The 23,968-nt window shown below is 60.5% G+C and carries 18 protein-coding genes; 9 read left to right on the top strand and 9 right to left on the bottom strand.

The features are described 5' to 3' along the window. Positions 1–4: 4 nt before the first annotated feature. From BM216_RS02805 to BM216_RS02785, 5 genes are all read right to left on the bottom strand, one after another. Positions 5–427, bottom strand: a complete 423-nt coding sequence (locus BM216_RS02805) for a cysteine rich repeat-containing protein (RefSeq protein ID WP_092994533.1) — start codon at positions 425–427, stop codon at positions 5–7. A gap of 112 nt (positions 428–539) precedes the next feature. Next, entirely contained in the window at positions 540–1,754 is a 1,215-nt protein-coding gene (locus tag BM216_RS02800; RefSeq protein WP_092994530.1) for an alpha/beta hydrolase, read from the bottom strand. A 121-nt stretch (positions 1,755–1,875) separates the two neighbouring features. Further along, on the bottom strand, positions 1,876–3,645 hold the full coding sequence (locus BM216_RS02795; protein WP_177230691.1) for a hypothetical protein: 1,770 nt from the start codon (positions 3,643–3,645) through the stop codon (positions 1,876–1,878). A gap of 159 nt (positions 3,646–3,804) precedes the next feature. Then, positions 3,805–5,031 (bottom strand): HlyD family secretion protein, encoded by a 1,227-nt coding sequence (locus BM216_RS02790; RefSeq protein ID WP_092994524.1) that lies wholly within the window; start codon positions 5,029–5,031, stop codon positions 3,805–3,807. 12 nt (positions 5,032–5,043) lie between these two features. Then, the gene (locus BM216_RS02785) at positions 5,044–5,475 is read right to left on the bottom strand and encodes a hypothetical protein (protein ID WP_092994521.1); all 432 of its coding nucleotides are present in this window, start codon (positions 5,473–5,475) and stop codon (positions 5,044–5,046) included. A gap of 626 nt (positions 5,476–6,101) precedes the next feature. Between BM216_RS02785 and BM216_RS02780 the strand changes: the two genes are divergently transcribed. Further along, positions 6,102–7,478, top strand: a complete 1,377-nt coding sequence (locus BM216_RS02780; protein ID WP_092994518.1) for a DUF3300 domain-containing protein — start codon at positions 6,102–6,104, stop codon at positions 7,476–7,478. 26 nt (positions 7,479–7,504) lie between these two features. Continuing rightward, entirely contained in the window at positions 7,505–8,440 is a 936-nt protein-coding gene (locus tag BM216_RS02775; RefSeq protein WP_092994515.1) for a DUF2950 family protein, read from the top strand. Here BM216_RS02775 and BM216_RS02770 read toward each other — a convergent pair. Both BM216_RS02770 and ppk2 read right to left on the bottom strand, forming a co-directional pair. After that, positions 8,427–9,584, bottom strand: coding sequence for an AI-2E family transporter (locus tag BM216_RS02770; RefSeq protein WP_092994512.1), 1,158 nt, complete (start codon positions 9,582–9,584; stop codon positions 8,427–8,429). The two genes, BM216_RS02775 and BM216_RS02770, sit on opposite strands and share 14 nt — an antisense overlap. Positions 9,585–9,609: 25 nt before the next feature. Further along, positions 9,610–10,455 (bottom strand): polyphosphate kinase 2, encoded by an 846-nt coding sequence (ppk2, locus tag BM216_RS02765; RefSeq protein WP_092994509.1) that lies wholly within the window; start codon positions 10,453–10,455, stop codon positions 9,610–9,612. Between the two features lie 436 nt (positions 10,456–10,891). Here ppk2 and BM216_RS02760 point away from each other — a divergent pair, with 436 nt between their 5' ends. From BM216_RS02760 to BM216_RS02730, 7 genes are all read left to right on the top strand, one after another. Beyond that, positions 10,892–11,188 carry a hypothetical protein gene (locus BM216_RS02760; protein ID WP_092994506.1) on the top strand — a complete coding sequence of 99 codons (297 nt, stop codon included), beginning with the start codon at positions 10,892–10,894 and terminating at the stop codon, positions 11,186–11,188. A 315-nt stretch (positions 11,189–11,503) separates the two neighbouring features. Next, positions 11,504–13,195, top strand: a complete 1,692-nt coding sequence (aspT, locus tag BM216_RS02755; protein ID WP_092994503.1) for an aspartate-alanine antiporter — start codon at positions 11,504–11,506, stop codon at positions 13,193–13,195. 148 nt (positions 13,196–13,343) lie between these two features. Beyond that, positions 13,344–16,088 carry an aminotransferase class I/II-fold pyridoxal phosphate-dependent enzyme gene (locus tag BM216_RS02750; protein ID WP_092994500.1) on the top strand — a complete coding sequence of 915 codons (2,745 nt, stop codon included), beginning with the start codon at positions 13,344–13,346 and terminating at the stop codon, positions 16,086–16,088. 91 nt (positions 16,089–16,179) lie between these two features. Further along, the gene (locus BM216_RS02745) at positions 16,180–17,871 is read left to right on the top strand and encodes an aspartate-alanine antiporter-like transporter (RefSeq protein WP_092994497.1); all 1,692 of its coding nucleotides are present in this window, start codon (positions 16,180–16,182) and stop codon (positions 17,869–17,871) included. 63 nt (positions 17,872–17,934) lie between these two features. Further along, complete coding sequence (locus tag BM216_RS02740) at positions 17,935–19,635, top strand: SulP family inorganic anion transporter (RefSeq protein WP_092994494.1); 1,701 nt, start codon at positions 17,935–17,937, stop codon at positions 19,633–19,635. Between the two features lie 115 nt (positions 19,636–19,750). Next, positions 19,751–21,634 carry a mechanosensitive ion channel family protein gene (locus tag BM216_RS02735; RefSeq protein WP_092994491.1) on the top strand — a complete coding sequence of 628 codons (1,884 nt, stop codon included), beginning with the start codon at positions 19,751–19,753 and terminating at the stop codon, positions 21,632–21,634. 23 nt (positions 21,635–21,657) lie between these two features. Beyond that, positions 21,658–22,215, top strand: coding sequence for an LOG family protein (locus BM216_RS02730; RefSeq protein ID WP_092994488.1), 558 nt, complete (start codon positions 21,658–21,660; stop codon positions 22,213–22,215). 291 nt (positions 22,216–22,506) lie between these two features. Here BM216_RS02730 and BM216_RS02725 read toward each other — a convergent pair whose 3' ends face one another. Beyond that, positions 22,507–23,214, bottom strand: a complete 708-nt coding sequence (locus BM216_RS02725) for a fumarylacetoacetate hydrolase family protein (RefSeq protein WP_092994485.1) — start codon at positions 23,212–23,214, stop codon at positions 22,507–22,509. After that, positions 23,214–23,966, bottom strand: a complete 753-nt coding sequence (locus tag BM216_RS02720) for an ABC transporter permease (RefSeq protein ID WP_092994482.1) — start codon at positions 23,964–23,966, stop codon at positions 23,214–23,216. Before BM216_RS02720 ends, BM216_RS02725 begins: the two co-directional genes overlap by 1 nt. Between the last annotated feature and the right edge of the window lie 2 nt (positions 23,967–23,968).

Genomic DNA, 23,968 nt, shown 5'->3' with positions numbered 1-23,968 from the left:
CACATCATCTCCAACCCGCATCCGTAATTGCCTGGTTGCATTCCTCGCTGACGCGGCGTTCCTTTTTTGCCAGGCAGGCTAAAACGAAACCGTCGCCCTTGATGCCTCCGCAGCTTTTTATCGCGTCACGACGGCACAGCTGTTTGTACGAGGCCTGTGCGTGCTCTCGTTGCGCGATGGATTGGAGCACGCCGGCCAGCGACGTCTTGCAGCCTTGCGAGACCTCGGCGGAACGATCCTGAAGGCAGCCGTATATCCGTCCATTTCCGAGATTGAGGCCTTTGCACAAAGTCTTGATGTCCCGGCCGCAGGCGTCTGCCAACTGCGTGACCGCATCCGCATAGCTCAGCGTTTGCGCCGGGACCGGTGTGCCAAGTCCTGTCGATAAAAGTGCAGCGGCTGCCAGCCGTATTGCTATTTTCTGCATCCCAGCCTCTATCGTGCACCAAACGTGAAGACAGGTCAGATTTGCACGGGCAGGGAATGTTGAGCACGTATTTTACGGTAATTGACGCGTCCCTACGGTGGCGACGCGCCGGCTAATGCACCAGTTGCTGCGGCTTGAGGTCGGCGTCTAGCGTCTCACCAGGCGGCGGTTGCTTCTGGGCGCGCGAACGTGGTTGCTCCAAGATGACGGCCGGAGCGGCAACGGCCGTTGCAGCGACAGTGCCGATATTCGTCACCGTCCCGCCAACCACGGCGGTGATGCTCTGGCCCAACGTGACCGTGGAATCGGTGAGGGGCTGCCCCATCATCAGCCGCTGCCCTATGAGCTGCACGATTTCCGGGCTCTCGGAGAATTTGCCGTGGTTGAGGCCGTCTCCGGTTTTAACCTTGGTGAGATCGATCGCCGTGATGCCCGCCTTTTCGAGCCTTGAACGATAAGGCTCCTCGGCCGGATTGATTGCTCCGAGACGGGACACGCGGCCGGTAATCAGGCTGGATACGGCGAGCGCCCTGTCGTCCTGTGACGTGAAAATCGTGAACCGCGGGCGCGGTTCGCCCATTTCCACATATTGCTTGGCGAAAACCTGGATATCGATATCGGGAGAGGCGAGGATGACGTTGTGGATCTTCGGGTGAGCGTGGCCGTCCCGAATTCCCATCTGCCGCAATGCCTCCATGGCCAGCCATGCTCCCATCGAATGTGCGAGGATGGTTATGTCCTTCACGCTGGGATCGGCAGCAAGCGTACGCAGAGCCTGTTCCAACCCCGAGCGGGAGTAGTTGGTGCTCTCCTTGTCATATTGGTATCCGGTGATATTCGCTCGCGAAGGCCATGTGAATAAGATGGGGGTAGCGTGCATCCGGCTGTCATGAACGATCTGCGCCAGCCGGAAGACGGCATCCCCATAGGTGTTGTTGAAACCATGGATGAAAACCAGAGCGTGTCCATCATTGCGTTGTCGACTGAACCACGCGCGGCCTTCCGCGACGGTCTCCATCTGTCGGACATTCGTGACCGCGAAATCTCTTTCAGGATCGGGCGGCAGGCTATGGGGCCATTGAACCGAACCCGCTTCACGCCGGCGAGGGATTGAAACCGAAATCTGGGTGAGGCGTGGTTTGGAACTCCGTTCGCCGTCGAAGAGCGTGGCAGGTGAGCCTGAAGGTTCGCGTGTCGTAGCGACCAGCATGTCGACCCTGTCCGTCACTCCCGTGGTGGAGGGTGCAACCGGTGCCATGACACCTTCCGGACGCGCGCAGCTTCCAAGAAGCAGGACGAGTAGAACAGCAGAACGGCATCTCGGCATGCACGGGCTCCACTTGTCGTGCCGCATCGGTTCCGAATTAGCATGTGGTCTCCGCTGATGCCTGTAGTATCGTGTATCATCTGCCATCCAGACGGCGGCAGACTGCAGAAGGCCGAGGCGCCTATTTTGAGGCTGCCGCCTCGTCGATGATGGCTCCGCCGGCACGCAGACCGGAAAGAATCTTTTCCTGATCCTCCTGCCTTGCCAATCTCGTGGTTATTTCCTGTCTGATGTTTCGCATGAGCGTCGGGGCGTTGGCGTTCAGCCAATCCAGTTCCTGCCGGGCCTGGGCCGTCTTCCCCGATGCCCCGAGGATCGACATCAGGACCATCCTGTGCATGGGATTATAATCGAGATCAGACATGCGCGACCAAAGTTCCGCGGCTTGAAGATCTCCCTTCATAAAGGCACAGAGTGCCAATCCGACTTCGTAATAGCCCTTAGGCCCGGCATCCTTGCTGACGGCGTTGCTCACCAGATTGCAGCCGGTATCCCAATTTCCGCTCATGGATAGTCGCAGTCCGTATTCGCCGGCGACCTCGGTGTCGTTGGGATTGATAGCATAGGAAGCAGCGCCGGCTGCGAGAGCAGCGTCAATGTCGTGCCGGAAGAAACTGGTCAACATCACGGCCTGAAGCGCCCGAGCGTTGCGCGGGTCTATGCCGGCGGCGCGCTCTGCAAGCTGGGAGGCTGTTTCCAGATTTTCGGCGGATGGTGGTGTTCCGAATTTGTAGGCAAAACGCACCTGATCGAGGTGTGTTATCGCGAGGAAGGCCAGGGATGTTGCATCCTGCGGAAACTTGCGCGTCAACGCCGAAAGGCACGCCTGCGCCACGGCGAGCGTGGGTTGGGTTATTGCTCTGCGGTAATTGTAGTAGGACAGCGCACAATCATATGCCTCCCATCCGGGCGGGGACTTCATGCTTGATTGAAACAGCACGCCGAACGGCTGGGCTACGGCTGTTGCAATCATTTCCGCCACAGCGGTTTCTGCTTCGAAGACATCCTGGACACTGAGGTCGGTGTCATAGTTGCTTGCCCATATCACGGTACCATCCGAACGACGCACAAGACGTACGCTCGAGCGGATCCGATTGCCTTCCTTTCTGAGGGTCCCCTGCAGCACGTATCGCGTGCGCGAAAGCTTCTGATCTGTGCCTTCGGCACCCGTCTGCGCCTCGATGACCTGGATCTCGTTGAACTTGACCAGCTTCGCGATGATCTCGTCAGTGATGCCTTGCGAAAGTTTCGGCAGGTCTTTGTCGCCTTCGGGATGATCAAAGAGATCGACTGCGACTGTGGGGCGTCCGCTACCCTCGCTCAAGGACGGTTCGACCGGATTGGACGGGAGGAGAACGAGCGTTCCCAGCAGTAAAACCGCCCCCGCCAGCAGGCCTCCCGCCCCCAGCCAGTGCTGCGTCACTCCTGGCCTCAACGCCCCGTTGTCGGACTTCACGGACTCTTCCGGCGGCGCGGGTACATCCGATCCGGCTGGATTGTCCAACTTGCCTTCGCCGCCCGTAAAGCCGATGGAACGCTTGAATGTCGGCACGTAGCCGCCTTTGGGTATCGTGATGATGACGGGTTCGTTTGGTCCCGCCATGAGATAGTAGCGCTCGAGCTCGCGCCTGATGCGGCCTGCTTCTATCCGTACTGCGGGATCGCTTTGCGCATCGAAGTTCTTTCGGCCGAAGACGACATCCGCAATGGTGTAGGCCTTCAGGAAATGCGATCGACCTGCCAGAGTTTCCATCACGACGAACCGAAGAAAATTCCGCGCTCTCTCCGGAAGGTGGACACTCTCGCATGCGAGTATCCTGTCCAGCTGGGTTTCTACTTCAGTTTCAGATGGTTCCGAGGCAACGTGCCCATTTGATCTTGCACTTTCCATCGCCCGCCCCCTGGCACCCGATAGCGCTACTCGAGATCTCATTGGAACAAATTTAAGCACAAGCTAAGGTAAGTGACAATATGTCATATTAAACCCTGAGGGTCTGTGAAATCGGAGCATGACAACCTGCTTGTCACGCCCGCACCGAAGTCTGCGGGCTCAGTGACCACCAAGAACCAGGGTTTGAACCGGCAGCAACATTGCCTGCATTCTCAGTATCATCGCGTGCACCAGGCCGACCGCATCGACGGCATGCAGGAAAAACCATTCGACCACACCGATGTCGTCGCGGGCGAGCGCGTCGTGATTATTCGTATAAGCGTTGGCGATGCAGCTGCTGCCGGGTGGGATGTTGTCCAGGCCCCCCTTGTAGAGGGGCTGCAGAAATACGGTCAGTGTTCCGGGGCTGGCAAGCTGTTGGACATCGATGAGCTGATCCGTCGGACGCAGCTGTCCGGCCGCGATCACGTCCTGGACCTCTGTCACGACCAGCGGAATAATGGTGAAGGGTTTGCCGATACAGGTTGCCTCGGCGATCATTCCCGGCTTCATCACCTGGGCCTCGATCTGGCCGAAGCCTGCGATGAGGGTGCCACGCCCCGCTTCGGACGGGACGAGGATGCCCGCCGGGCGTATCATCGTGTTGACGACGTCTCCGACGCGAAGCGTGAACTGCTGTACCGTACCGGCGACGCCGGCGCGCACGAGTGTCTTGTCCAGTTCCACCTGCGCCTGCCCCAACGCGGCTTCCGCGCTCGCTCTCTGCGCCGGCAGAAGCACCCTGATCTGCGTGGACAGTGTTTCCTTCTTCGCCTGCGCTGCTCCCAATGTGCCTTTGCGTGACTCGATCGTATTGGCAAGCCGCTGAACTTCGCGACGAGCAACGGCATCCTTGGTCAGCAGCAGGGCCTTCATTTCATATTCGTCGACCGCAATCTGCAGGGCGCCTTGCGCCTCCTTTATCTGCGAGTCGGCTGTCGCCAGCTCCGTCTGGGCCACCTCGGCTTGGGCCTCGAGTTCCGCGACCGCTCGTCGTGCGGTCTCCACCGCGGCCTTCTGCTTCAAGTCGTCGAGGCGAAATAGCGGAGCACCGGCTTGGACCTTCTCGTTGATACCCACATAGACCTCATCAACGCGCCCGACCGCTTCCGGCAGGATGGTCACCGTGCGAAAGACGGCGGTCACGCTCTTGGTCGAGGGATGGAAGTAGAAGATCAGCGTGATGAGGGAAATGGTGAGCAGCAAACAGGCCGAAATGCCCCAGCGCAACTCGTACCACATCGTGTAAAGGTTGATCTCATATCCGATGCGCTTGTGCTGTACGTAACGGCGATAGAGGTAATCGGGGAAAATCGTCAGCATGGAGCAGAGCATCAATTCCAGCATTGTCGATCTCCCTCAGTCCCTCGTCTCGTTTTCCAGAGCGGCTTTCTCGGAATGCTGCTCTTCCGGCGGATCGGGCTCACCACTCAACTCCCTCTCCACATCGCGGCCGGAAAGCCGTGCGAGTGACTGCGCGATCGAATAGAGAGGCGTTGAAAAATCGGGGATCTGGACGAAGGCCAGCAGCAGCCCCGCGATCCAGAAGAGATGGTTATGGGTGAAAAGCGAGATGAGGGCCAAAACCGCCACGATCTCCATCTGCACCTTGCTTGTCCGATGGGCCATGCGTTCGGGAACCGCATGAAGCTGGAAATAGAGGTTTCCGATAATCAGGATCGCCAGAAGCAGAAAGATGACGACACCGACAAAGAGGTAGTCGGTCTGGCCGGGCTCCGTGATGAAGACGGGCAGGTAATCGATAGCCGTAGGATGAGGAACTTGCTCCATCAGAACGTCCTTTCCATCGGATGAGGCGTTATCGAGAGCTGATGAGCCCGGAGAGACCGTCAGGCCGATAATCCGTTAAACATGGTTCCAGGTTCGGATCTGCGGCGCGAGGCGCCGCGGCGAGACCTGGCTCCGCGGCAAGCTGGACATTGCAATATTCCGCCCCTCGGTGGTCGGCCTGACAATACGCACCAATGCGGGGCTTTTGCTTGTAACATCGTGTAAAATACGGGAATTCGGCGGCTGACCAGCCGTTCACCGATGGATGGATGCCCGGTCGCCTAGGCGATCGCAGCGGGCATTCCGTGTTGATGATCATTTGATCCCGAACCTGCCGGGCGACAAATGCATGGCGGCAGCGTGCGGCCTTTGCGACATCAAAACTTATCTGACCGGGCAGCGGTGCCGCTGCTTAATCAGGCAAAAGTATAGTCGCGTAAGTTACGCCCCTCTCTGACTCAGACGGTCTATGTTTTGTGTGGTTGTTGTCCCGCTGCCAACAGCGGACGGCGTCGAGATGCATTGCTCTGCAAACGCGCCTTGAAAAGAAGAGCGTGATTTCGGCGAGTGCGCTCTCATCAGCCTCGTTAGTGCTGCTTGGTTCACCGCCATAAGGGGAACGGGTCATGAAATCAAAATCCTTCGTGCTGGTTGCCGGGCTTTCGGGGCTGGCGCTTCTGTCGACCTATCCCGGGCTGCCGGCTCATTCGCAGACCCCGACACCTCGGCCTGCCGCCGTAGAAAGCAACCTGCTGTCCGATGACGAGCTTGAGGTTCTGGTGGCCCGCATCGCGCTCTATCCCGACGAACTGGTCGCCGCAATTTCCGCCGCGTCGCTTCTCCCGTTGCAAGTCGTGGAAGCCGATCGCTTCCTGCAGGCAAGGCAGAAGGACAAGGATCTGAAACCCAATGACGGCTGGGACGGGAGCGTCATTTCACTTCTGAACTACCCGGACATCGTCAAAATGATGAGTGAGGATCTTGCCTGGACGCAATCGCTCGGCAACGCACTGACGTATCAGCAAAAGGACGTCCTGATCGCCATCCAGCAGCTTCGGGAAGAGGCTGTGGCCAAGGATGTGATCAAGACCGACGAGAAGATCACGGTGGTGGTCGAGAACGAGAATGTCGTCATCCGGCCCACCGATCCCGAAAAGATTTACCTCCCCCAATATCCGCCCCAGATGCTCTATGAGCCTGGATACGCAGCGCAGCCGATATCCTATCACGACGATTATTATGACAGCTATTATTATCCTGGTGCCGCATTTTTCGCGGGTGCCGTAACCGGCATTGCCTGGGCCGCCATCGTCAATTGGGATGACTGGGGCGTATGGGGCGGCAATTGGGGTGGCGGAGACCTCGATATCGACTGCAACAACTGCTTCAACGATCGGAATTTCAATGGAAAATTGAAATTGAAGGATGTCGATTGGAGCAAGGTGGACCGCAGCAAGCTCGGTATCGGGAAAGATACGCTCGCAGGTCTCGATCGATCGGCAATAAAGTCCGGGCTGGTGTCGGACAACCGCAACGCGCTGAAAAATCAGGTGCGCGATCGCAAAGCCTCCGACGGTTTGGCAAACAGACCGAACAGCATCCGTCCCGACGATGTTCGCAGGAACACCACAGAGGGCCTGAAGCAGAATGCGAGACAGGCAGGCAACCGGGCCGCCGAAAACCGACCGGCTGCTGCCCGCAACAATCAGGCTGCCAATCGTCCGGCGGCCAAGGCCCGCAACTCCTCGGCATCAGCGGCAAGAAGCACGAAGAAGGCGGGTGCGCCGAAAATGGCGGCGCGTCCGGACAATCGTGCGCGTCAGCCGAATGCGCTCGGCAATGTCCAGCCGGGACGCCGGGAGGCCGTCAGCTCGAAACGCGGAGCGCACAGCATGGGAGGCGGACAGCGGGGCGGGCCGCGTGCTGCACCCCGTGGCGGTGGTCGCCCGATGCATCATGGCGGTGGTGGCCGTGGCGGCCGCGGTGGTGGTGGTCGCAGATAGTCCAGGCTCGCCCTTTGGAGGATATCATGACAACAATCTCACGATCCCTGGCCGGCGTGGTCGTCGCAACCATCGCCATCACGGCGGCAGTGCCGTCGGCAGCGCAGAAGCAAACGGACCTGTCGGAATTCAAGGCCGGTACGCCGCCTTCGTTCATTGATCCGCCCGCAGCTCTGGGAGAGTTCAAGAACGTTCTGGCTGCAAATGATGTCGACGGGTTGGCGAAGCTGCTCGGCCTTGATGCGGCCAAGCTGCGTGCGAGCAACGAAGCGATGTTGAGCCTTGCCTTGATCCGCGAGGGCGCTGCCAGGCAGCTGCGCCTGCAGGATGTCGACGAATTCAAGGTGGTGGCCATCGGGGAGGTCATGTGGCCCTTGCCCTTCCCGCTCTCCAAGCAGGAGGATGGGCAGTGGACCTTCGACACGGATGTCGGGCTGGAGGAAATCGTCAATCGAAGAATAGGCGAGAATGAACTCGTCGCGATCACCACCATGCGCGATTACGTGGACGCTCAGGAAGAATATGCCGTCATCGACGAGGACGAGGATCGCATTCATGAGTTTGCGCAGCGGCTTATCAGCACGCCCGGCAAGCATGACGGCTTGTACTGGGATCCGAAGGAGGACGAGGAAGAGAGCCCCGCCGGCCCCATGCTCGAGAATGCTGCCTTCAACAAGGCCAAGCAGGGCGAGGGCTATTACGGCTATCGGTTTCGAATTTTGACGGGGCAGGGCCCAAACGTGTTGGGCGGCGAGCATAGTTATATTGTGAACGGCAATATGACGAATGGATTTGCGCTCATTGCATGGCCCGTGACCTACGGGGTCACAGGCGTCCAAACCTTCCTGGTCGACCGTTCCGGTATCGTTTACGAGAGGGATCTGGGCGAACAGACGGAAAAACGCGCAGCGGCGATCCGGACGTTCAATCCCGACGACCGCTGGGACATCACGATGGACTAGCTCCTGCTTGGGGCCCCTCGACCTCCGAAGGTCGCGGTGCGATCTTGCTGTGAGAGGCCGGTGTGGATGCCCAGGCGACGAGAAGATCATAAAACACGCCGAGAATGATGGGGCCGATGAAGAGCCCCACCAGCCCGTAGGAAATGGTCCCGCCAATCACGCCCAGAAGAATGACCGGGATTGGCGTCGAAAGCCCCCGTGAGATCAGGATCGGCTTCAGAATGTTATCGATGAGCACGATGGGTATGGTGATCGCGGTGAATAGTAGCGATGTATCGAAGGGCCATGAAAACCAGGCCCAGGCGATCACCGGCAGCAGGATAAGACCCGGCCCGATCTGAATGAGGCAGAGAACGAAGATCCCGTAGGTCAAAGCTCCCCGCGCAGGAACGCCGAAGGCGGCGAACAGAAGCCCGCATAAAAGCGTCTGGAATAAAGCCACCCCGATCACGCCGCGGGATACGTTGCGTACTGTCGTGCCCGCGAGCTTGGCGAACCCCACGCCCCGGTCTCCGGCGATGCGGTCGGCCAGCAGCTGGATAGCCGATGAAAGGCGAGGGGCGATCGTCAGGAAAAAGCCGCACAGAAGAACGGAGGCGACGAAGCTGAGAATGCCGCCCCCGATGGAGAGCGCCTTTGCCAATATCGTTCCGCCTGCCTGCCGCAATGGAGCCTGAAACGAGACGATGGCATCCGCGAGGTTGCTGGCAGCACTATTCCACGCCGAATACAGATACGTGCCGATCACCGGGAGATCATTCAGCCGTTCCGGCGCTTGCGGAATTTGGAAGTCGGATCCGTCCGCGAAGAACGATTGTACGGTGCGAACGAGGTCTGAGGCAGCCAACGCCAGCGGGCTGATGATCACGAGCAGGCATGCGGCAACAAGAATGATCGCTGCCAGCACGGGCCGGCCACCAAGAAGACGGCTCAGGAAATCAAAAACCGGATAGAGCGCAACGGTGAGGATCGCCGCCCAGACACAGATAAGCGCAAAAGGCGCTACGATCTGCGCGGACCAATAGGCGAACGCGGCGATGATCCCTATGCGCAGCAGCTCACTTACCCGCCCCTCTACCGAGATATGCTTCAGCTCCGCAGGAGGCGCGCCGTCGTTTTCGTTCGAAGGTGCCGCGATTGTCATGGCCGGGCTCACTGACTGAAGCAGGTCAATCACTGCCGTGCGCTGATCGCGTGATGTCAGGAACGACGTGTCGAAGGCTCTGGTCTTCGACATAGTCATTCGGTCGTTTCTGGCGTTTGCCGAGGTCGGGTGCCTTGAACGCGATGTGCTCGTACGGAATTGAGGAGAGGAGATGGGCGATGCAGTTCACCCGCGCCCGCTTCTTGTCGTCCGATGGGACGATCCACCACGGCGCGTGATGGGTATCGGTCATGCGCAGCAGCTCGTCATATGCCCGGCTGTAGTCCCACCAGCGGCGATAGGATTCGATATCCATCGGGCTGAGTTTCCATTGCCGCAGCGGATCTTCGATGCGCTTCCTGAAACGGCGCTCCTGCTCGTCTTCGCTGACCACGAGGAAATATTTCAGGAGCAGGACGCCGCTTTCGACGATTGCGGCTTCGAAGCGGGGAGCCAGTTCGAGAAAGCGGCGGGCTTTCTTTTCGCTGCAGAAACCCATGATCCGATCGACGCCCGGCCGGTTATACCAGCTGCGGTCGAAGATGACGATCTCGCCGGCAGCGGGAAGATGGGCGATGTACCGCTGCATGTAGATCTGCGATTTTTCGCGATCGGTGGGGGCGGGAAGTGCCACCACGCGAAACACCCGAGGGCTGACCTTCTCAACGATCCGCTTGATTATTCCACCCTTGCCGGCCGCGTCGCGACCTTCAAAGATGATGACAACTCTCAGCCCGGAATCTTTTACCCAGGTCTGGAGATGAGCCAGCTCGATCTGGAGCTTCTTCATCTCCTTTTCGTAATTCCACGACTTCTTTGAGCTTTTCTCTTCCGTTTCCGTTCTATGGCTGACGTCATGTCCGTGGTTCATATCATCCTCCGCCGTTGCTCGGTGCCGCGTGCCGCCCAACCGGGGACCACGTTATCGAACACACGCATTGCTTGAACCGCCCGAGCGGTGCTCAAAATCGGAAAACCCGTACGATGCCCCGCGCCAGTATGCTGTTCCGTTCGCGGTTTCAGGCTTCACGTCGGATCAAGGCGGTTCACTGCCTGCCGCGATGTTACATCCGCGGCCGGTCGGACGCCCGTAAGTTCCCGTAGTCTCTGTGTTACGGCTGACCAATTCGCATATGCTTGGTGACCGTCTCCGCAGCCCGAACCGACTTCCCGCGACCGAACTTTCAGTTCCTCGTTCAATCGCGGCTCAAAAGCACCGGCTGGGTTCTGGATAAGAGGCGCCATTCATCTGGGGGACAGCGATAGGATTGCCAATCTTTTGCCATCGAGAGGTCTGTGAGTGCGTAATGGGATCCCGCTCAGACAAACCATCATCTTCGCCCGGCCTTGCTGCAGCGCTTGACAGATTTCCGACCCTGTCGCGACAAGTGGAGGGCCTGTTCGAGCTCGATGAGGATTTCCGCGGGCTCTGTGAGGATCTTGCAGACGCGCAGACCGCACTGGAGGCAAGCAAGGGATTGCCCGCCGACATCAGAGACGCACGGCGGCTCGAATATGAAGAGCTGGTCACCAGCCTTTCGGGTGAGATCAAAGAGATCCTGTCCCGCGCCAACGTAATCCTTCTGCGTCCTCCTCGTACCTAGTCTCCCGCAGCCGCGGTCAGGCGAAAGCGCACCTGCCGGATCTGCCTATTGCCGGCTCCATTCCGTACCTCCCCAATGTCGATGGCCGGCTTCTCTGTTGGCGGGAGGCAGCGTGCAACGCCCGATCTGTTGCGCCAACAGGATGCGTCGGTCCCGGTATGATACCGTATTCTACTTCGCGATTGACCTTGATTGAGCGACCTTGGGTTCGGCGCACCGCAACCATGGCGGGAGCGAACAAGAGCCATCCGGGTGCATTTCGAGCGCAGGATCGACCTCCTCTTATGCACTAGCGATCAACCGAGAGAGGGACCGATGGTCGACTGGTTCGTAAGCACGCTTCGCACCTATCCCGAAATAGCGATCTTCCTGTCGCTTGGGCTCGGCTATTACTTCGGCTCCTTCACCTACAAGGGGCTCGGGCTTGGGGCTGTCACCGCAACGCTCATTGCCGCGGTTCTGATCGGCCAGCTCGGCATCACCATTTCCCCGCCGTTGAAGCCGACCTTTTTCCTGATGTTCCTTTTCGCGATCGGATATGGGGTTGGTCCCCAGTTCGTGAGAGGGATCGCGAAGGACGGAATTCCGCAGGCGCTCTTTGCCGCCGTTGTCTGCGTCTTCTGCCTTGGAGCGGCCTATTTCGGCGCACTTATCGCCGGCTATGATATCGGCTCGGCGGCCGGGCTCTATGCGGGCTCTCAGACGATCTCGGCTTCCATGGGGCTCGCGACGGATGCCATCAACCGTCTGGGGCTGCCGCCGGAGCAGACCAAGGCCATGCTGGACGCCATGCCTGTCGCCTATGCCGTCACCTATATTTTCGGCACGGTTGGTTCGGCCATCGTCCTTGCCCTGATCGGCCCGTCCCTGCTGGGGATAGACCTGGAAGCGGAATGCAAACGTTATGAACTCGAGCATGGCGGCAAGAAGGCTCTGGGTGGCGCCGGCACGGCCTGGCACCAGTATGAATTGCGCGCCTACCGGGTAAAGGAAGGCGGCAAGGCCGTTGGCCTGACCGTGCTCGAGGCGGAACGTCTGCTGCCATCCGAGCGGGTGTTTGTCGAACGTATCCGGCGTGCCGGAACCGTGCATGACGCTACCGTCGACACCGTGATCGCGGCGGGCGACATCGTTGCCGTTGCAGGGCGACGGGAGGTTCTGGTCGATCTTATCGGCAGCGTGGCGGAGGAGATAAACGATCAGGAACTGCTCGCAGTCCCGGCCGGCGGCGTCGATGTCTTCGTCACCAACAAGGCGGTGGACGGCAAGACGCTTGCGGAGCTCGCGTCCATGCCGCTCGCGCGTGGCGTCTTTCTGCGCAAGATCGTTCGCGGCGCGACCGCAACCGAAATCCCCATCCTGCCGAATACGCAGGTCCAGCGTGGCGATATCCTGACGATTGTCGGGCGCACGCAGGATACGGCTGCGGCAACGAAGGCACTCGGTCGGCCGGACGCACAGACGGACATCGCCGATGTCGCCTTCATCGGCGCGGCAATCACGATCGGCGCATTGATCGGGGCGATAACCTACAAGGTAGGCAGCGTGCCCCTGACGCTTTCAACATCCGGCGGCGCATTGATTTCCGGCCTCTTCTTCGGATGGCTCCGATCGGTTCGTCCGACATTCGGGCGCATACCATCGCCTACCGTCTGGTTCATGAATTCCGTCGGTCTCAACGTCTTCATCGCCGTGGTCGGCATTTCGTCGGGACCGGGCTTTGTCGCTGGCCTGCAGCAACTCGGATTCAGCCTGTTTCTCTGGGGTGTCGCGGTGACGACCGTGCCGCTCATCCTCGCGATGTATGTCGGCAAGTATGTCTTCCGCTTTCACCCGGCAATCCTGCTCGGATGCTGCTCCGGTGCACGCACCACGACGGCCTCGCTCGGGATGATCAACGACCGGGCAAAAAGCCAGATTCCGGGCCTGGGCTACACTGTCACATATGCCGTCGGAAACACGTTGCTGACCATCTGGGGCATGGTTCTGGTCCTGCTTCTGTCGTGAAGCAGGCAGCCTGCCGGAGATGGCGTATGTCGTCGCTTCCGGCGGTGCGCACGCCTTTGCATCTGCAGTGTCTTCAATCGCCGGCGGCGGAACGTGTGACGCGGCTCGACTGGTGCCGTTCATCACCGGAAAATATCGGGAGCACGAAATGTCAAATCGAAGCGTACAGATCGATCAGTTCCTTCTCCTGCATTCGGCGCGTGCGGACAAATGGCGCGAGCTGACGACACTTGCCGATGGCTTTGCGAAACAGCCGGGTGACAGGTCGAAGCTGGAGGCAGCTTTGAGTGAGGTGGAGGCTGTCGAGGAATATCATGCCTATCCGGGGCCGCAGCTTCTTGCGGCCCTGCGTGAAAGCATAGCTGCAAACGACGCCGGTGGCGCGGCGCGGCTGGCCCGGCGCATCTCCAATGGTCTGCTGACCGACGCCTATCGCAGCAGGCCCGGCGAATGGGACGTTCACGACGAGATGTCCTCGTCCGAAGTCCCCGACGTACTGCCGCCCTCGACAAACGAGGCGGGCGAGCGGCGCCCCTATTTCGAGGTCCTGTTCGTCAACAGCCAACCGGCGGCAAGATGGCCGGCCTTTGCCCGGGAAATACGCCGGCTGCGGCGCCGCGAGGATGCGTTCATTTACGAGCCGGTCATGGTCAGTTCCTTCGAGGATGCGATCTGCGCCACGATCCTCAATCCCAACATCGTCGCCGTCGTTCTCGCCGAAGGGTTTCCCTACCGCTCGCGTCACGATGCGCCGGTGCTACGTTCCGTCCTCGATCCGCTCGGCGAGGCAGAGAGCGCCGACGCCTCGGCCCTGCGTCTTTCCCGTGCCCTGCGCAGGCTTCGCCCGGAACTCGACGTCTACCTGCTTTCCGATCGTGAGGTCGAGAAGATCGCCGGCGACCCGAACGCGAAGGGCGTGCGGCGGGTCTTCTACGCGGTCGAGGAGATGCTCGAATTGCACCTCGCGGTACTGGAAGGCGTCTATGCGCGCTTTGAGACGCCGTTCTTCGACAATCTCAAGAAATATGCCCGGCGGCCGATCGGCACGTTTCACGCCCTGCCGATCGCCAGGGGCAAGTCGGTCTTCAAATCGGACTGGATCAGGGATTTCGGTGAATTCTACGGGCTGAACTTGTTTCTCGCTGAAAGCAGTGCGACGACCGGTGGGCTCGACAGCCTTCTGGAGCCGACGGGCAATATCAAACGCTCGCAGGAGATGGCGGCAAGGGCGTTCGGCGCCGACCATGTCTTCTTCGTCACCAACGGCACGTCCACCTCCAACAAGATGGCCGTTCAGGCGCTTCTGGCCCCCGGCGATATCGCCGTTGTCGATCGTAACTGCCACAAGTCGCACCACTACGGCATGGTCCTGTCCGGGGCGCAGCCCTATTACGTGGAAGCCTTCCCGATGACGGAATATTCCATGTACGGCGCAGTGCCGCTGGCAACGATCAAGCGGGCGTTGCTGACGTTGAAGGCGGAAGGCCGGCTCGACCGCCTTAAACTGCTGGATCTGACCAACTGCACGTTCGACGGCCATATGTACAATGTCCGGCGGGTGATGGAGGAATGCCTCGCGATCAAGCCGGACCTGGTCTTTCTATGGGATGAGGCCTGGTCGGGTTTCGCCCGCTTCTCGCCCTTCCTTCGCCCGCGAACCGCGATGGGTGCTGCGGCGGAGATTGAAGACTGGTTGCGTGATCCGGCATCCGTGAAGGCATTCGAGGCGCAGAAGGCGCAACTCGGCGAAAAGCCCTCAGATGAAACTTTGCTTGCGGCCCGTCTCATTCCCGATCCCCGGCTCGTCCGGCTTCGTGTCTACCAGACGAATTCGACCCACAAGTCGATGTCGGCCATCCGGCAAGGCTCGATGCTTCTCGTCAAGGACGTCGATTTCCATACAGTGGCTGCGCAGTTTCGCGAGGCCGTGTTCACCCATGCCTCGACGAGCCCGAACCAGCAACTGATCGCAAGCCTCGACGTCGCGCGCCGCCAGATGGAGCTGGAAGGGTATGGACTGGTGATGAACGCGATCGAGATCGCGCTCAAGATCCGGCGCGGCGTCAACGAGCACAAGCTGATCTCGAAATATTTCAAGGTGCTCGATGCCGACGCGATGATCCCCAAAACCTATCGCCAGTCAGGGTTCGAAGGGTATATCCGCGATGGCACGACCTGGGCGAATGCGGCCAGGGCAATGCAGGAGGACGACTTCTATCTCGACCCGACGCGCATCACACTCGTCTGCGGCACGGCCGGGTTCGATGGTACCCAGTTCAAGGGCCTGCTGGCCGAGAAATACGGCATCCAGCTGAACAAGACGTCGCGAAACAGCGTGCTGCTGCAATCCAACATCAACAATACCCGCAGCGACGTCGCGCATCTCATCCGGGTTCTCGTCGAGATATGCCAGGCGATCGAGGAGCGGCTGGCCGATGGCGGCGAGGGGGAGCGCAGCGCCTTTGCTGCACGGGTGAAGTCGCTGATGACCGATGTACCGGACCTGCCTAATTTCAGCCATTTCCACGACGCCTTCCGGCAGGATGCGGGCCGCGACACCCCGGAGGGCGATATCCGGACGGCGTTCTTCAAGGCCTATGACGCCTCAATCTGCGAATATGTGCCGCTGTTCGGCACCGAGTGCGACAAGCGGCTCAGGGACGGACCGGAAATGGTATCGGCCAATTTCGTCATTCCCTATCCGCCTGGCTTTCCGATCATGGTGCCGGGGCAGGTCCTGACCCAGGAGACGATCGATTTCATGCGCAAGCTGGATGTCAAGGAAATCCACGGCTTCGAAAAGGCGAGGGGGCTGAAGCTCATTCGTCCCGACGCGATTGCGGCGGTGAGCGAAAAACCGCGAAAAGTCAGGGATGCCAGAGGATCGCACTGAAGAGCGGATTGCATTGAAAAAATGATGCCGGACGTTCTGCTTCGGGCTTGTCTGCCCGGCCCGCTCCGGGAAAAGACGAGGCTGGTTTCCAATGGTCTGGACCGAGCAATTCCTCATCAGGTATCCGGAACTCGCGGTCTTTCTCGCGATCAGCACCGGCTACCTGATCGGAACATTCAAGATTGCCGGCTTCAGCCTTGGACCGGTGACCGGTTCGTTGTTCGCCGGCATAGCGATCGGGCAGTTGGCGGACGTGCCGATTGCCGCGATGGCGAAATCCTTCCTGTTTCTGCTCTTCCTTTTCGGAACCGGCTATTCCGTCGGCCCGCAGTTCATGAAGTCGATCAGGAGAAACGGGTTGAAGCCGATGCTGCTCGCCATCGTGGTCACCGTCACGGGGCTGGGCATTGCGATCATCATCGCCGAGGTGCTCGATCTCGACCCAGGCTTTGCGGCAGGCCTTCTCTCCGGATCGCTGACGGAAAGCCCTGCAATCGGTACGGCAGCCGAGGCGATCAATGCATTGCCGCTGCCCGACGCGGAGCGCCAACGTCTGGTTGCCCATATCGCGGTTGCGGATGCCGTTTGTTATGTCTTCGGCGCCCTGGGCGTGATCCTCTTCTGCAGCGTCGTTGCCCCCCGGCTGCTCGGGATCGATCTTTCCGCCGAGGCGCTGAAACTTGAACACGAACTGGGTATCGTCCGCCGGTCCGAGGGAGTGGCATCCGCATGGCGCCGGTTCGAGTTGCGGGCATACCGGGTTGCCGAAAACGGGCTGGTCGCGGGCCTCTCGGTTTCGGCGGCCGAACAGCATGCCGCGGGCGAGAGGTTTTTCATCCACCGGCTACGTCGAGGCGATGTGCTGATGGAAGCGACACCTGCAACGGTGATCATTCCTGGCGATGTCCTTGCCGTTTCGGGTGAGCGAGCAAAGCTCGTAAGGTTGATCGGTCCGCATGCCGAAGAGGTTGAGGACAGGTCCCTGCTGGACATGCCTGTCGTCTCCGCCGACGTCATACTGACAAACCGCGGTCTCGACGGGAGAACGATCATGCAGCTGGGTGAGGGTAGCCTTGCCCATGGCCTCTACCTGCGCGGGGTGACGCGCGGCGGAAGCGAGGTGCCTATCGCGCCCGGTGTTGCACTGGAGCGCGGCGATATCGTCGGGCTTGTCGGCCCGGAAGCGGCGGTCGGGAAGGCCGCCCGGCAGATCGGAACCGTGATATCTCCTGCACCGACGACGGATTTCTTCGTTCTGGGGCTCGGAATTTTCCTGGGCGGGCTTGTCGGCGCCATCGTGACGTTTCCGGTCGGCGACATGCGGATTTCGCTTAGCACCAGCGTCGGCGCCTTGCTTTCGGGGCTGCTGGTCGGGCATTTGCGCACGCGCTTCCCGCTTTTCGGGCGTATCCCGGATGCAGGCGTATCGCTGATGACCGGCCTCGGGCTCTCGGCTTTCATCGCGATGATCGGCCTGCATGCCGGACCTGTCTTCTTTTCGGCGATCGCCGAGGTGGGGTTGGGCCTTCTTTTCGGGGGCATGATCGTCACCCTCACACCGATGGTCGTCGGACTTTATTTCGGTCGCTACGTGCTGCGGATGAACCCGATCCTGCTTCTCGGCGGACTTGCGGGGGCGCAGACGATGACGGCTGCCATGGCGGCAGTTCAGGAGCGTTCGGGAAGCACCGTCGCGGTGCTTGGCTACACGCCGGCAGTGCCGCTCGGCCACATCCTGCTGACGACATGGGGAACCGTGATCGTCAACGTGGTTGCCGGTTGAGCACTCTGTCTCCCCGGCGGCGAAAGCGGAACGTTCCCGCCAACCCGGAAGGGGGAGGATAGGATGCAACGGTTGAATGACGGCAGGGCCGCTTCCATGGGCCAGACGATAAGGGCGGACGCGATTGCCGGCCTGACGGCTGCTGCGGTCATTCTCCCCAAGGCCATGGCCTATGCCACGGTCGCCGGCCTGCCCGTCATCGTCGGGATCTATACGGCGTTCCTGCCGACGATCATCTATGCATTTCTCGGCTCGTCCCGGGTCCTGAGCGTCAGCTCGACGACAACAATCGCGATCCTGACGGCGGCGGAACTGCAGGCCGTCGTGCCGGATGCTGACCCGGGCAGGCTGCTCGTCGCCACGGCGACCTTCACCGCCTTGACGGGCCTGCTGCTTGTGCTTGCTGCCGTCCTGCGCCTCGGTTTCGTCGCCAGTTTCATCTCGCTGCCCGTGCTGACCGGTTTCAAGGCGGGGATCGGGTTGGTCATCATTCTCGACCAGCTGCCCAAGCTATTCGGGCTGCATCCGGCAAAGGAGGGTTTCTTCAGGGACCTGCTGGCCTTCCTGCAGCACCTGCCGGAAGCTTCGACGAACACCGCGGTGGTCGGAATTGTCGCGCTTGTTCTGCTTCTGGTCATGGAACGGCTATGGCCCCATTCTCCCGCACCGCTTGCCGTTGTCGGCGGGGCCATCCTCGGGTCCTGGCTGTTTAACCTCAGCGGGCAAGGTGTCGCTATTGTCGGTCACATTCCCCAGGCGTTGCCGAGTGTGACATTGCCCGATCCGGATCTTGTTCTCATTCTGCTTCCGGGTGCGGTCGGTATCGCGCTGATGAGTTTCACCGAGACGGTTGCCGCCGGCCGCGCCTTTGCCATTCCGGCCGACCCGCCGATCAGGGCGAACAGGGAACTGGTTGCCATCGGCGCGGCGAATTTCGGCGGCGCCTTTTTCGGCGCCATGCCGGCGGGCGGCGGCACTTCGCAAACGGCCGTAGTGCGTGCCCTGGGCGGCAGGTCGCAGGCGGCATCACTGTTTACCGCTGCCGTTTCCGTCGCGACGATGCTGGTGCTCGCGCCGATCCTGGGTCTTCTGCCGCAGGCCGCCCTTTCGGCCATCGTCATCGTCTATTCGGTCGGCCTCATCCAGCCTGCGGAATTCACAGCGATAAGGCACGTGCGAAGGATGGAGTTTCGCTGGGCTTTGGCTGCGCTTCTTGGCGTCCTGTTCTTCGGCACGCTTCAGGGCATCGTCGTTGCCATCGCCGCATCGCTGCTTGGACTTTCCAGCCAGTCGGCCAACCCGCGCATACACGTGATGGGTCGCAGCCGCGGAGAGGCCGCCCTCAGGCCCGTCTTCGACAGCCATCCCGGCGACGACATGCCGGAAGGGCTGCTAGTCCTGCGGCCGGAGGGCAGGCTGTTCTTCGCCAACGAACAACAGGTTGCCGACCGCATCCGCGAGCTTGTCCATCGCTACAGGCCGAGAGTGCTGCTTCTCGACCTCAGCCGCGTCTTCGACATCGAATATTCGGCGATGCAGATGGTGATCACGAGCGACAGGAACCTCGAGCAGCAGGGGGTGACGTTATGGCTGGCGAACCTCAACCCGGATGTTCTCGACTACGTACGCGCGTCGGGTTTCGCGGCTCAACTGGGCGAGACGCGCCTGTTCGATACCGTCGATGCGGGTCTCGACCGCTACCTGACAGGTGCAAAAACGCGCCCTGCGACTATGCCGACGGGTTTCAGGCCCGACGATAGCTGAGGTCGTACAGGCAGGCGCGTGTACGGACGCCGAGACCCGGGAGGGTGAGGTTACGGTATTATACGTACACGCAGGAGACCCGGCTGATATTGTCCCGACAGAGGTCGCCGCGAAAATGAGATGGTTTATCGTATTACTCTTCACGTTTCTTGCGGTCGCGCCGGCCCATGCGCAATCACCGGATTCTGCAGCACAGAAAATCGATGCGCTTTCAAAGCTGCTCGCGGACCCCGAGGTTCAATCATGGGTCAAGCGCGAGACCCAGCCGGCTGTTGCGCCGCAGCCCGCGCAGGCTGACATCTCGCCGATAGCGGCTTGGGAGACGGAAACGCGTGCGCGCATCAATGGCATTGCCGGCGCGGTTCCCCGAATTCCCGCAGAGGTGTGGAACGCCGCAAGACGCGTGCGCGAGGATGCCGTCTCGCGCGGCTACGCGCCGGTCTTCGTCATCTTCGCCGGACTGATCGCGGTCGGATTGATCGGGGAGGGGTTCTATAGGCGGACCCGTCGCGCGGGCAGCGGCTTTATGGTCGGTATATTGCCCGTCATCGTGTTCGCCTTGTCGATGTCGGTCGTCTTCTTTGCCGTCAACTGGCCGCCCCTGGCCCGTATCGTTCTCCTTGTCTTCCTCACCGCCTTCGTGTGCTTCCGTCTGGTCTCGGCGGTTGTCGCCGCGAGCGATCCGCCCGCGGGCCGTCTGCGGATACGCCTGCTTGCGGCCATCGCCATCCTGGCCCTTGCCAGCGCAATCACCGGGCCTCTGATCGGGCTCGATGAGAGAGTTGTCGACGCCATTTCCTATCTCTTCTCGATCATTCTTCTCGGGCTGTCGCTCGAGGCCATCTGGTCGGTTCGCACCCGCAGCGTGTCGCGCAGGCTGCTGGTCATGGCGGCTGCCGTTCTGGTCTGGGTGCTCTGGTGCCTTGGCTTCAAGGGGCTGTTCTGGATCGGCATCTATGTGCTGATCCTGCCGGGCCTCCTGCGGGCGGCGGGCGATGCGACCTCGAACCTCGCGGCACAAGCGACCGGTTGGCGCAGGGTGCTGGTCGTACGCGGCGTGCGGGCCGCAATCATCGTGCTTGCGGTGGCCTGGCTCACGATCGTGTGGAAGATGAATCCGGAAGGGCTCGCCCAGCGCGACCCGGCCTTGTCGGCCATTTTCTACGGTCTTCTGAAGAGCGTGGTGGTGCTGCTTATGGCCGATCTGCTCTGGCATATGGCGAAATTCTGGATCGATAACCTATTGGCGAGCGGAGAGACGGCGGGGCAGGCGCCGCAGGAAGTGGCGCGCCAGGGGCGCCTGCGCACCCTTCTGCCTATCCTGCGCAATGCAATTGCGGCGGTCGGCCTGACGATCACGGCGCTTCTCGTGCTTGCCGAACTCGGTGTCCAGATAGGCCCGCTGATCGCCGGTGCCGGCGTCTTCGGCGTCGCGATCGGCTTCGGCTCGCAGACCCTCGTGAAGGATATCATCAGCGGTGTGTTCTACATGCTCGACGATGCCTTTCGGGTCGGAGAATATATCCAGGCGAAGAGCTACAAGGGGACTGTCGAGGGGTTCAGTCTCCGCTCGGTCCGCCTGCGACATCATCGCGGGCCCATATTCACGGTTCCGTTCGGGGAACTTGGCGCGGTTGAGAACATGAGCCGCGACTGGGGCGTGGTGAAATTCCGGATCTCCGTTTCCTTCGACGCCGACCTCGAAGTCGTGCGCAAGCTCACAAAAAAGATAGGCGCGACGCTTGCCGAGGATCCTGAATTCGAGCCGCTCTTCATCGAGCCGCTCAAGCTGAAGGGCGTGGAAGAGTTCGGCGACTACGGCCTCGTGCTGAGCTTCGGGATGATGCTGAAGCCTTCTCCCATGCAATCCTTCATTCGCAGGCGTGCCAATCTCCTTCTGCGTGAGGCGTTCATCGCAAACGGCATACTCTTCGCGCAGCCCATGCTCCAGATCGGCGGAGACAATGCGCCCAAAAATCAAGTCGTGGCGTCTCCCTAGACGGCGGCAAAAACTCGAAGCCGATGTCGCGGCGCAAGAAAAAGGATCGTCAGATGAAAATCTTCGTCTTTGGAGGCGTGTCCGCTACGGCAGATCCGGAGCTTCTCCACCTCGGCGAGAGGATCGGTTCCGCAATAGCGGTCGCCAAGCACACCATGTTGTGCGGAGGAAGGACGAACGGCGTGATAGGAAGCGCTATCAAGGCGGCGATTGCGGAAGATGGTGCGGTCATTGCTGTTCTCGATCGCTCGATGATGAACAACGAGCGGCTTTATCGCGGCATCCGGGATGTCCAATCCTTCGAGACCACTGAACAGCGCAGGAATTACGTCAACCAGGAAGCCGAACGCTTCATCGCGTTGCCAGGAGGTTTTGGCACTCTGTCGGAACTGACCGACATCATCGAGAGGCGGCGCATTGCCTCAGATCAAAAGCCGCTGATGCTTCTCGGGCCCGCAGGTTTTTGGCAGGGACTGCAGGTCATGGTCGACAGCATGTATAGCGGCAGCCTGATCTCTTTAAAGGATAGGTCGCTTTTCCGATATGCGAGCACTCCGGAACAAGCGCTTGACGCATTTTGACTGATGCCGAGTTTGGCGGCATTTCACCGGATGCCTCCAGCCGGACAGGCTTCTTTGAGCACGCGCCGTCGGTTCTGGATGCAGAGGCGACATCTGCCGCCGTCTTCACCAATATTTTCCTTGACGGGTATCCCGGGGTGCCTGCCGGCAGTGGCTGCCGGCCATGCTCTGTAACGGCCTCCTCGAGAGGTCGATGCATGTCCACAACCCTTCGGTTTGAGAGAGCTTGGCCATCACCGTAGTGATGACCAAGCCCAAGTTTGATGGTTCTGATTTGTCCGGCAATCGCGGTCAGGAAACCTTAAAGGCGACCTCATCGACCCCGTCTACATGGGCAATCATCTCGTCGCCCCTGACAATGGCGCCGACGCCGGCCGGCGTGCCGGCGAAAATCAGGTCGCCCGGCTGCAGCGTGAACAGGCGCGAGAGATAGGAGATCATTTCCGGCACCTTCCAGATCATCTGGTTGAGATCGCCATCCTGGCGGGTCGCGCCATTGACCTTGAGCCAGATGGCGCCCTTGTCCGGGTGGCCGACGGCGGAGACCGGATGAAGCGGGCCGCAAGGGGCGGAGTTCTCGAATGCCTTGCCGGTTTCCCAGGGGCGGCCGAGCTTCTTCGCCTCGCCCTGCAGATCACGGCGGGTCATGTCGAGGCCGACGGCATAGCCGTAGACGCAGTCGAGTGCCTTATCGAGCGGGATGTTGTCGCCGCCGCTCTTCAGCGCCACGACGAGTTCGACCTCGTGATGCACGTCCTTGGTTTCGGCTGGGTAGGGGAAATCCTTGCCGGCAAGCACGAGCGTGTCGGGGTTCTTCTGGAAGAAGAAGGGCGGCTCCTTGTTGGGGTCGTGGCCCATTTCGATCGCATGGTCGGCGAAGTTTCGGCCGACGCAATAGATGCGGTGGACCGGGAAAAGCGCCTGGCTTCCGGAAACCGGCAGGGTGGGGACCGGTGCCGGGGTAAAGACGTAGGCGTTCTTAAGAGACATGTCGTTCATCAGCGTGCTCCTGCGTAATATTCGATGCGTTTTTCGAAGAGTTCCACACCCGCGGACAACAGCATGGCCGCCGCGAAGAGGATGATTGTCAGAGCCCAGAACCGCTCCATGTCGAAGCTGCGGGAGTAGAGCTCGAAAAGTTCGCCGTAACCGATGATCGACACCAGGATCTGGCCGATCACCACGCCCTTGACGCCGCGGATAAGGCCGATGCGGATGCCCGCCAGGATCTCGGGAAGGGCGGAGAGAAGAATGATCTTGGTGAAGATCGCAAGGCGCGATGCGCCGTAACTGCGGCCCATCTCGATCAGCGACACCGGCACCTGCATGACGCCGGCCCTGGCATCGAGAACGATGATCCAGACGGCAAACAGGAAGACGGTGACGAAGACCGTGGTTTCACCCAGCCCGAACAGGATCATCAAAACCGGTACGAGGGCGGAGAGCGGCGCGCTGACGAACATGTTGACCCACAGGCCGAAGATGTTGTCGACGATCCTGAAACGGCCCATGGCGATGCCGAGCGGCACGCCGATGCCGATGGCGAGCGCCATGCCGAGGACGAAGGACCGGAGCGTCACCATTGATGCCGCCTGCCAGGAGTTGGTGGCGACGAGATCGAAGCCCGTGGTGATGATCGAGCTCATCGGCGGGATGAGGAAGATCATGTCCAGCCTGCCGACGATCTCCCAGAGCAGCGCCCAGAAGAGGAGTGATGCCATCATCGGGATTTTCATGCCGAAGAGTGTCATGG

It is taken from the genome of Rhizobium sp. NFR07, from assembly GCF_900111905.1.
GTDB lineage: Bacteria > Pseudomonadota > Alphaproteobacteria > Rhizobiales > Rhizobiaceae > Neorhizobium.
This window is presented reverse-complemented; position numbering and strand designations above follow the sequence as displayed.

Excerpts from the sequence above, each read along its gene's own strand:
- aspT (WP_092994503.1), top strand. The coding sequence starts at position 11,504 with ATGGTCGACTGGTTCGTAAGCACGCTTCGCACCTATCCCGAAATAGCG.
- BM216_RS02800 (WP_092994530.1), bottom strand. The coding sequence starts at position 1,754 with ATGCCGAGATGCCGTTCTGCTGTTCTACTCGTCCTGCTTCTTGGAAGC.
- BM216_RS02735 (WP_092994491.1), top strand. The coding sequence starts at position 19,751 with ATGAGATGGTTTATCGTATTACTCTTCACGTTTCTTGCGGTCGCGCCG.
- BM216_RS02805 (WP_092994533.1), bottom strand. The coding sequence starts at position 427 with ATGCAGAAAATAGCAATACGGCTGGCAGCCGCTGCACTTTTATCGACA.
- BM216_RS02775 (WP_092994515.1), top strand. The coding sequence starts at position 7,505 with ATGACAACAATCTCACGATCCCTGGCCGGCGTGGTCGTCGCAACCATC.
- BM216_RS02725 (WP_092994485.1), bottom strand. The coding sequence starts at position 23,214 with ATGAACGACATGTCTCTTAAGAACGCCTACGTCTTTACCCCGGCACCG.
- BM216_RS02795 (WP_177230691.1), bottom strand. The coding sequence starts at position 3,645 with ATGGAAAGTGCAAGATCAAATGGGCACGTTGCCTCGGAACCATCTGAA.
- BM216_RS02730 (WP_092994488.1), top strand. The coding sequence starts at position 21,658 with ATGTCGCGGCGCAAGAAAAAGGATCGTCAGATGAAAATCTTCGTCTTT.
- BM216_RS02750 (WP_092994500.1), top strand. The coding sequence starts at position 13,344 with ATGTCAAATCGAAGCGTACAGATCGATCAGTTCCTTCTCCTGCATTCG.
- ppk2 (WP_092994509.1), bottom strand. The coding sequence starts at position 10,455 with ATGAACCACGGACATGACGTCAGCCATAGAACGGAAACGGAAGAGAAA.
- BM216_RS02790 (WP_092994524.1), bottom strand. The coding sequence starts at position 5,031 with ATGCTGGAATTGATGCTCTGCTCCATGCTGACGATTTTCCCCGATTAC.
- BM216_RS02740 (WP_092994494.1), top strand. The coding sequence starts at position 17,935 with ATGCAACGGTTGAATGACGGCAGGGCCGCTTCCATGGGCCAGACGATA.
- BM216_RS02745 (WP_092994497.1), top strand. The coding sequence starts at position 16,180 with ATGGTCTGGACCGAGCAATTCCTCATCAGGTATCCGGAACTCGCGGTC.
- BM216_RS02760 (WP_092994506.1), top strand. The coding sequence starts at position 10,892 with ATGGGATCCCGCTCAGACAAACCATCATCTTCGCCCGGCCTTGCTGCA.
- BM216_RS02720 (WP_092994482.1), bottom strand. The coding sequence starts at position 23,966 with ATGACACTCTTCGGCATGAAAATCCCGATGATGGCATCACTCCTCTTC.
- BM216_RS02785 (WP_092994521.1), bottom strand. The coding sequence starts at position 5,475 with ATGGAGCAAGTTCCTCATCCTACGGCTATCGATTACCTGCCCGTCTTC.
- BM216_RS02770 (WP_092994512.1), bottom strand. The coding sequence starts at position 9,584 with ATGACAATCGCGGCACCTTCGAACGAAAACGACGGCGCGCCTCCTGCG.
- BM216_RS02780 (WP_092994518.1), top strand. The coding sequence starts at position 6,102 with ATGAAATCAAAATCCTTCGTGCTGGTTGCCGGGCTTTCGGGGCTGGCG.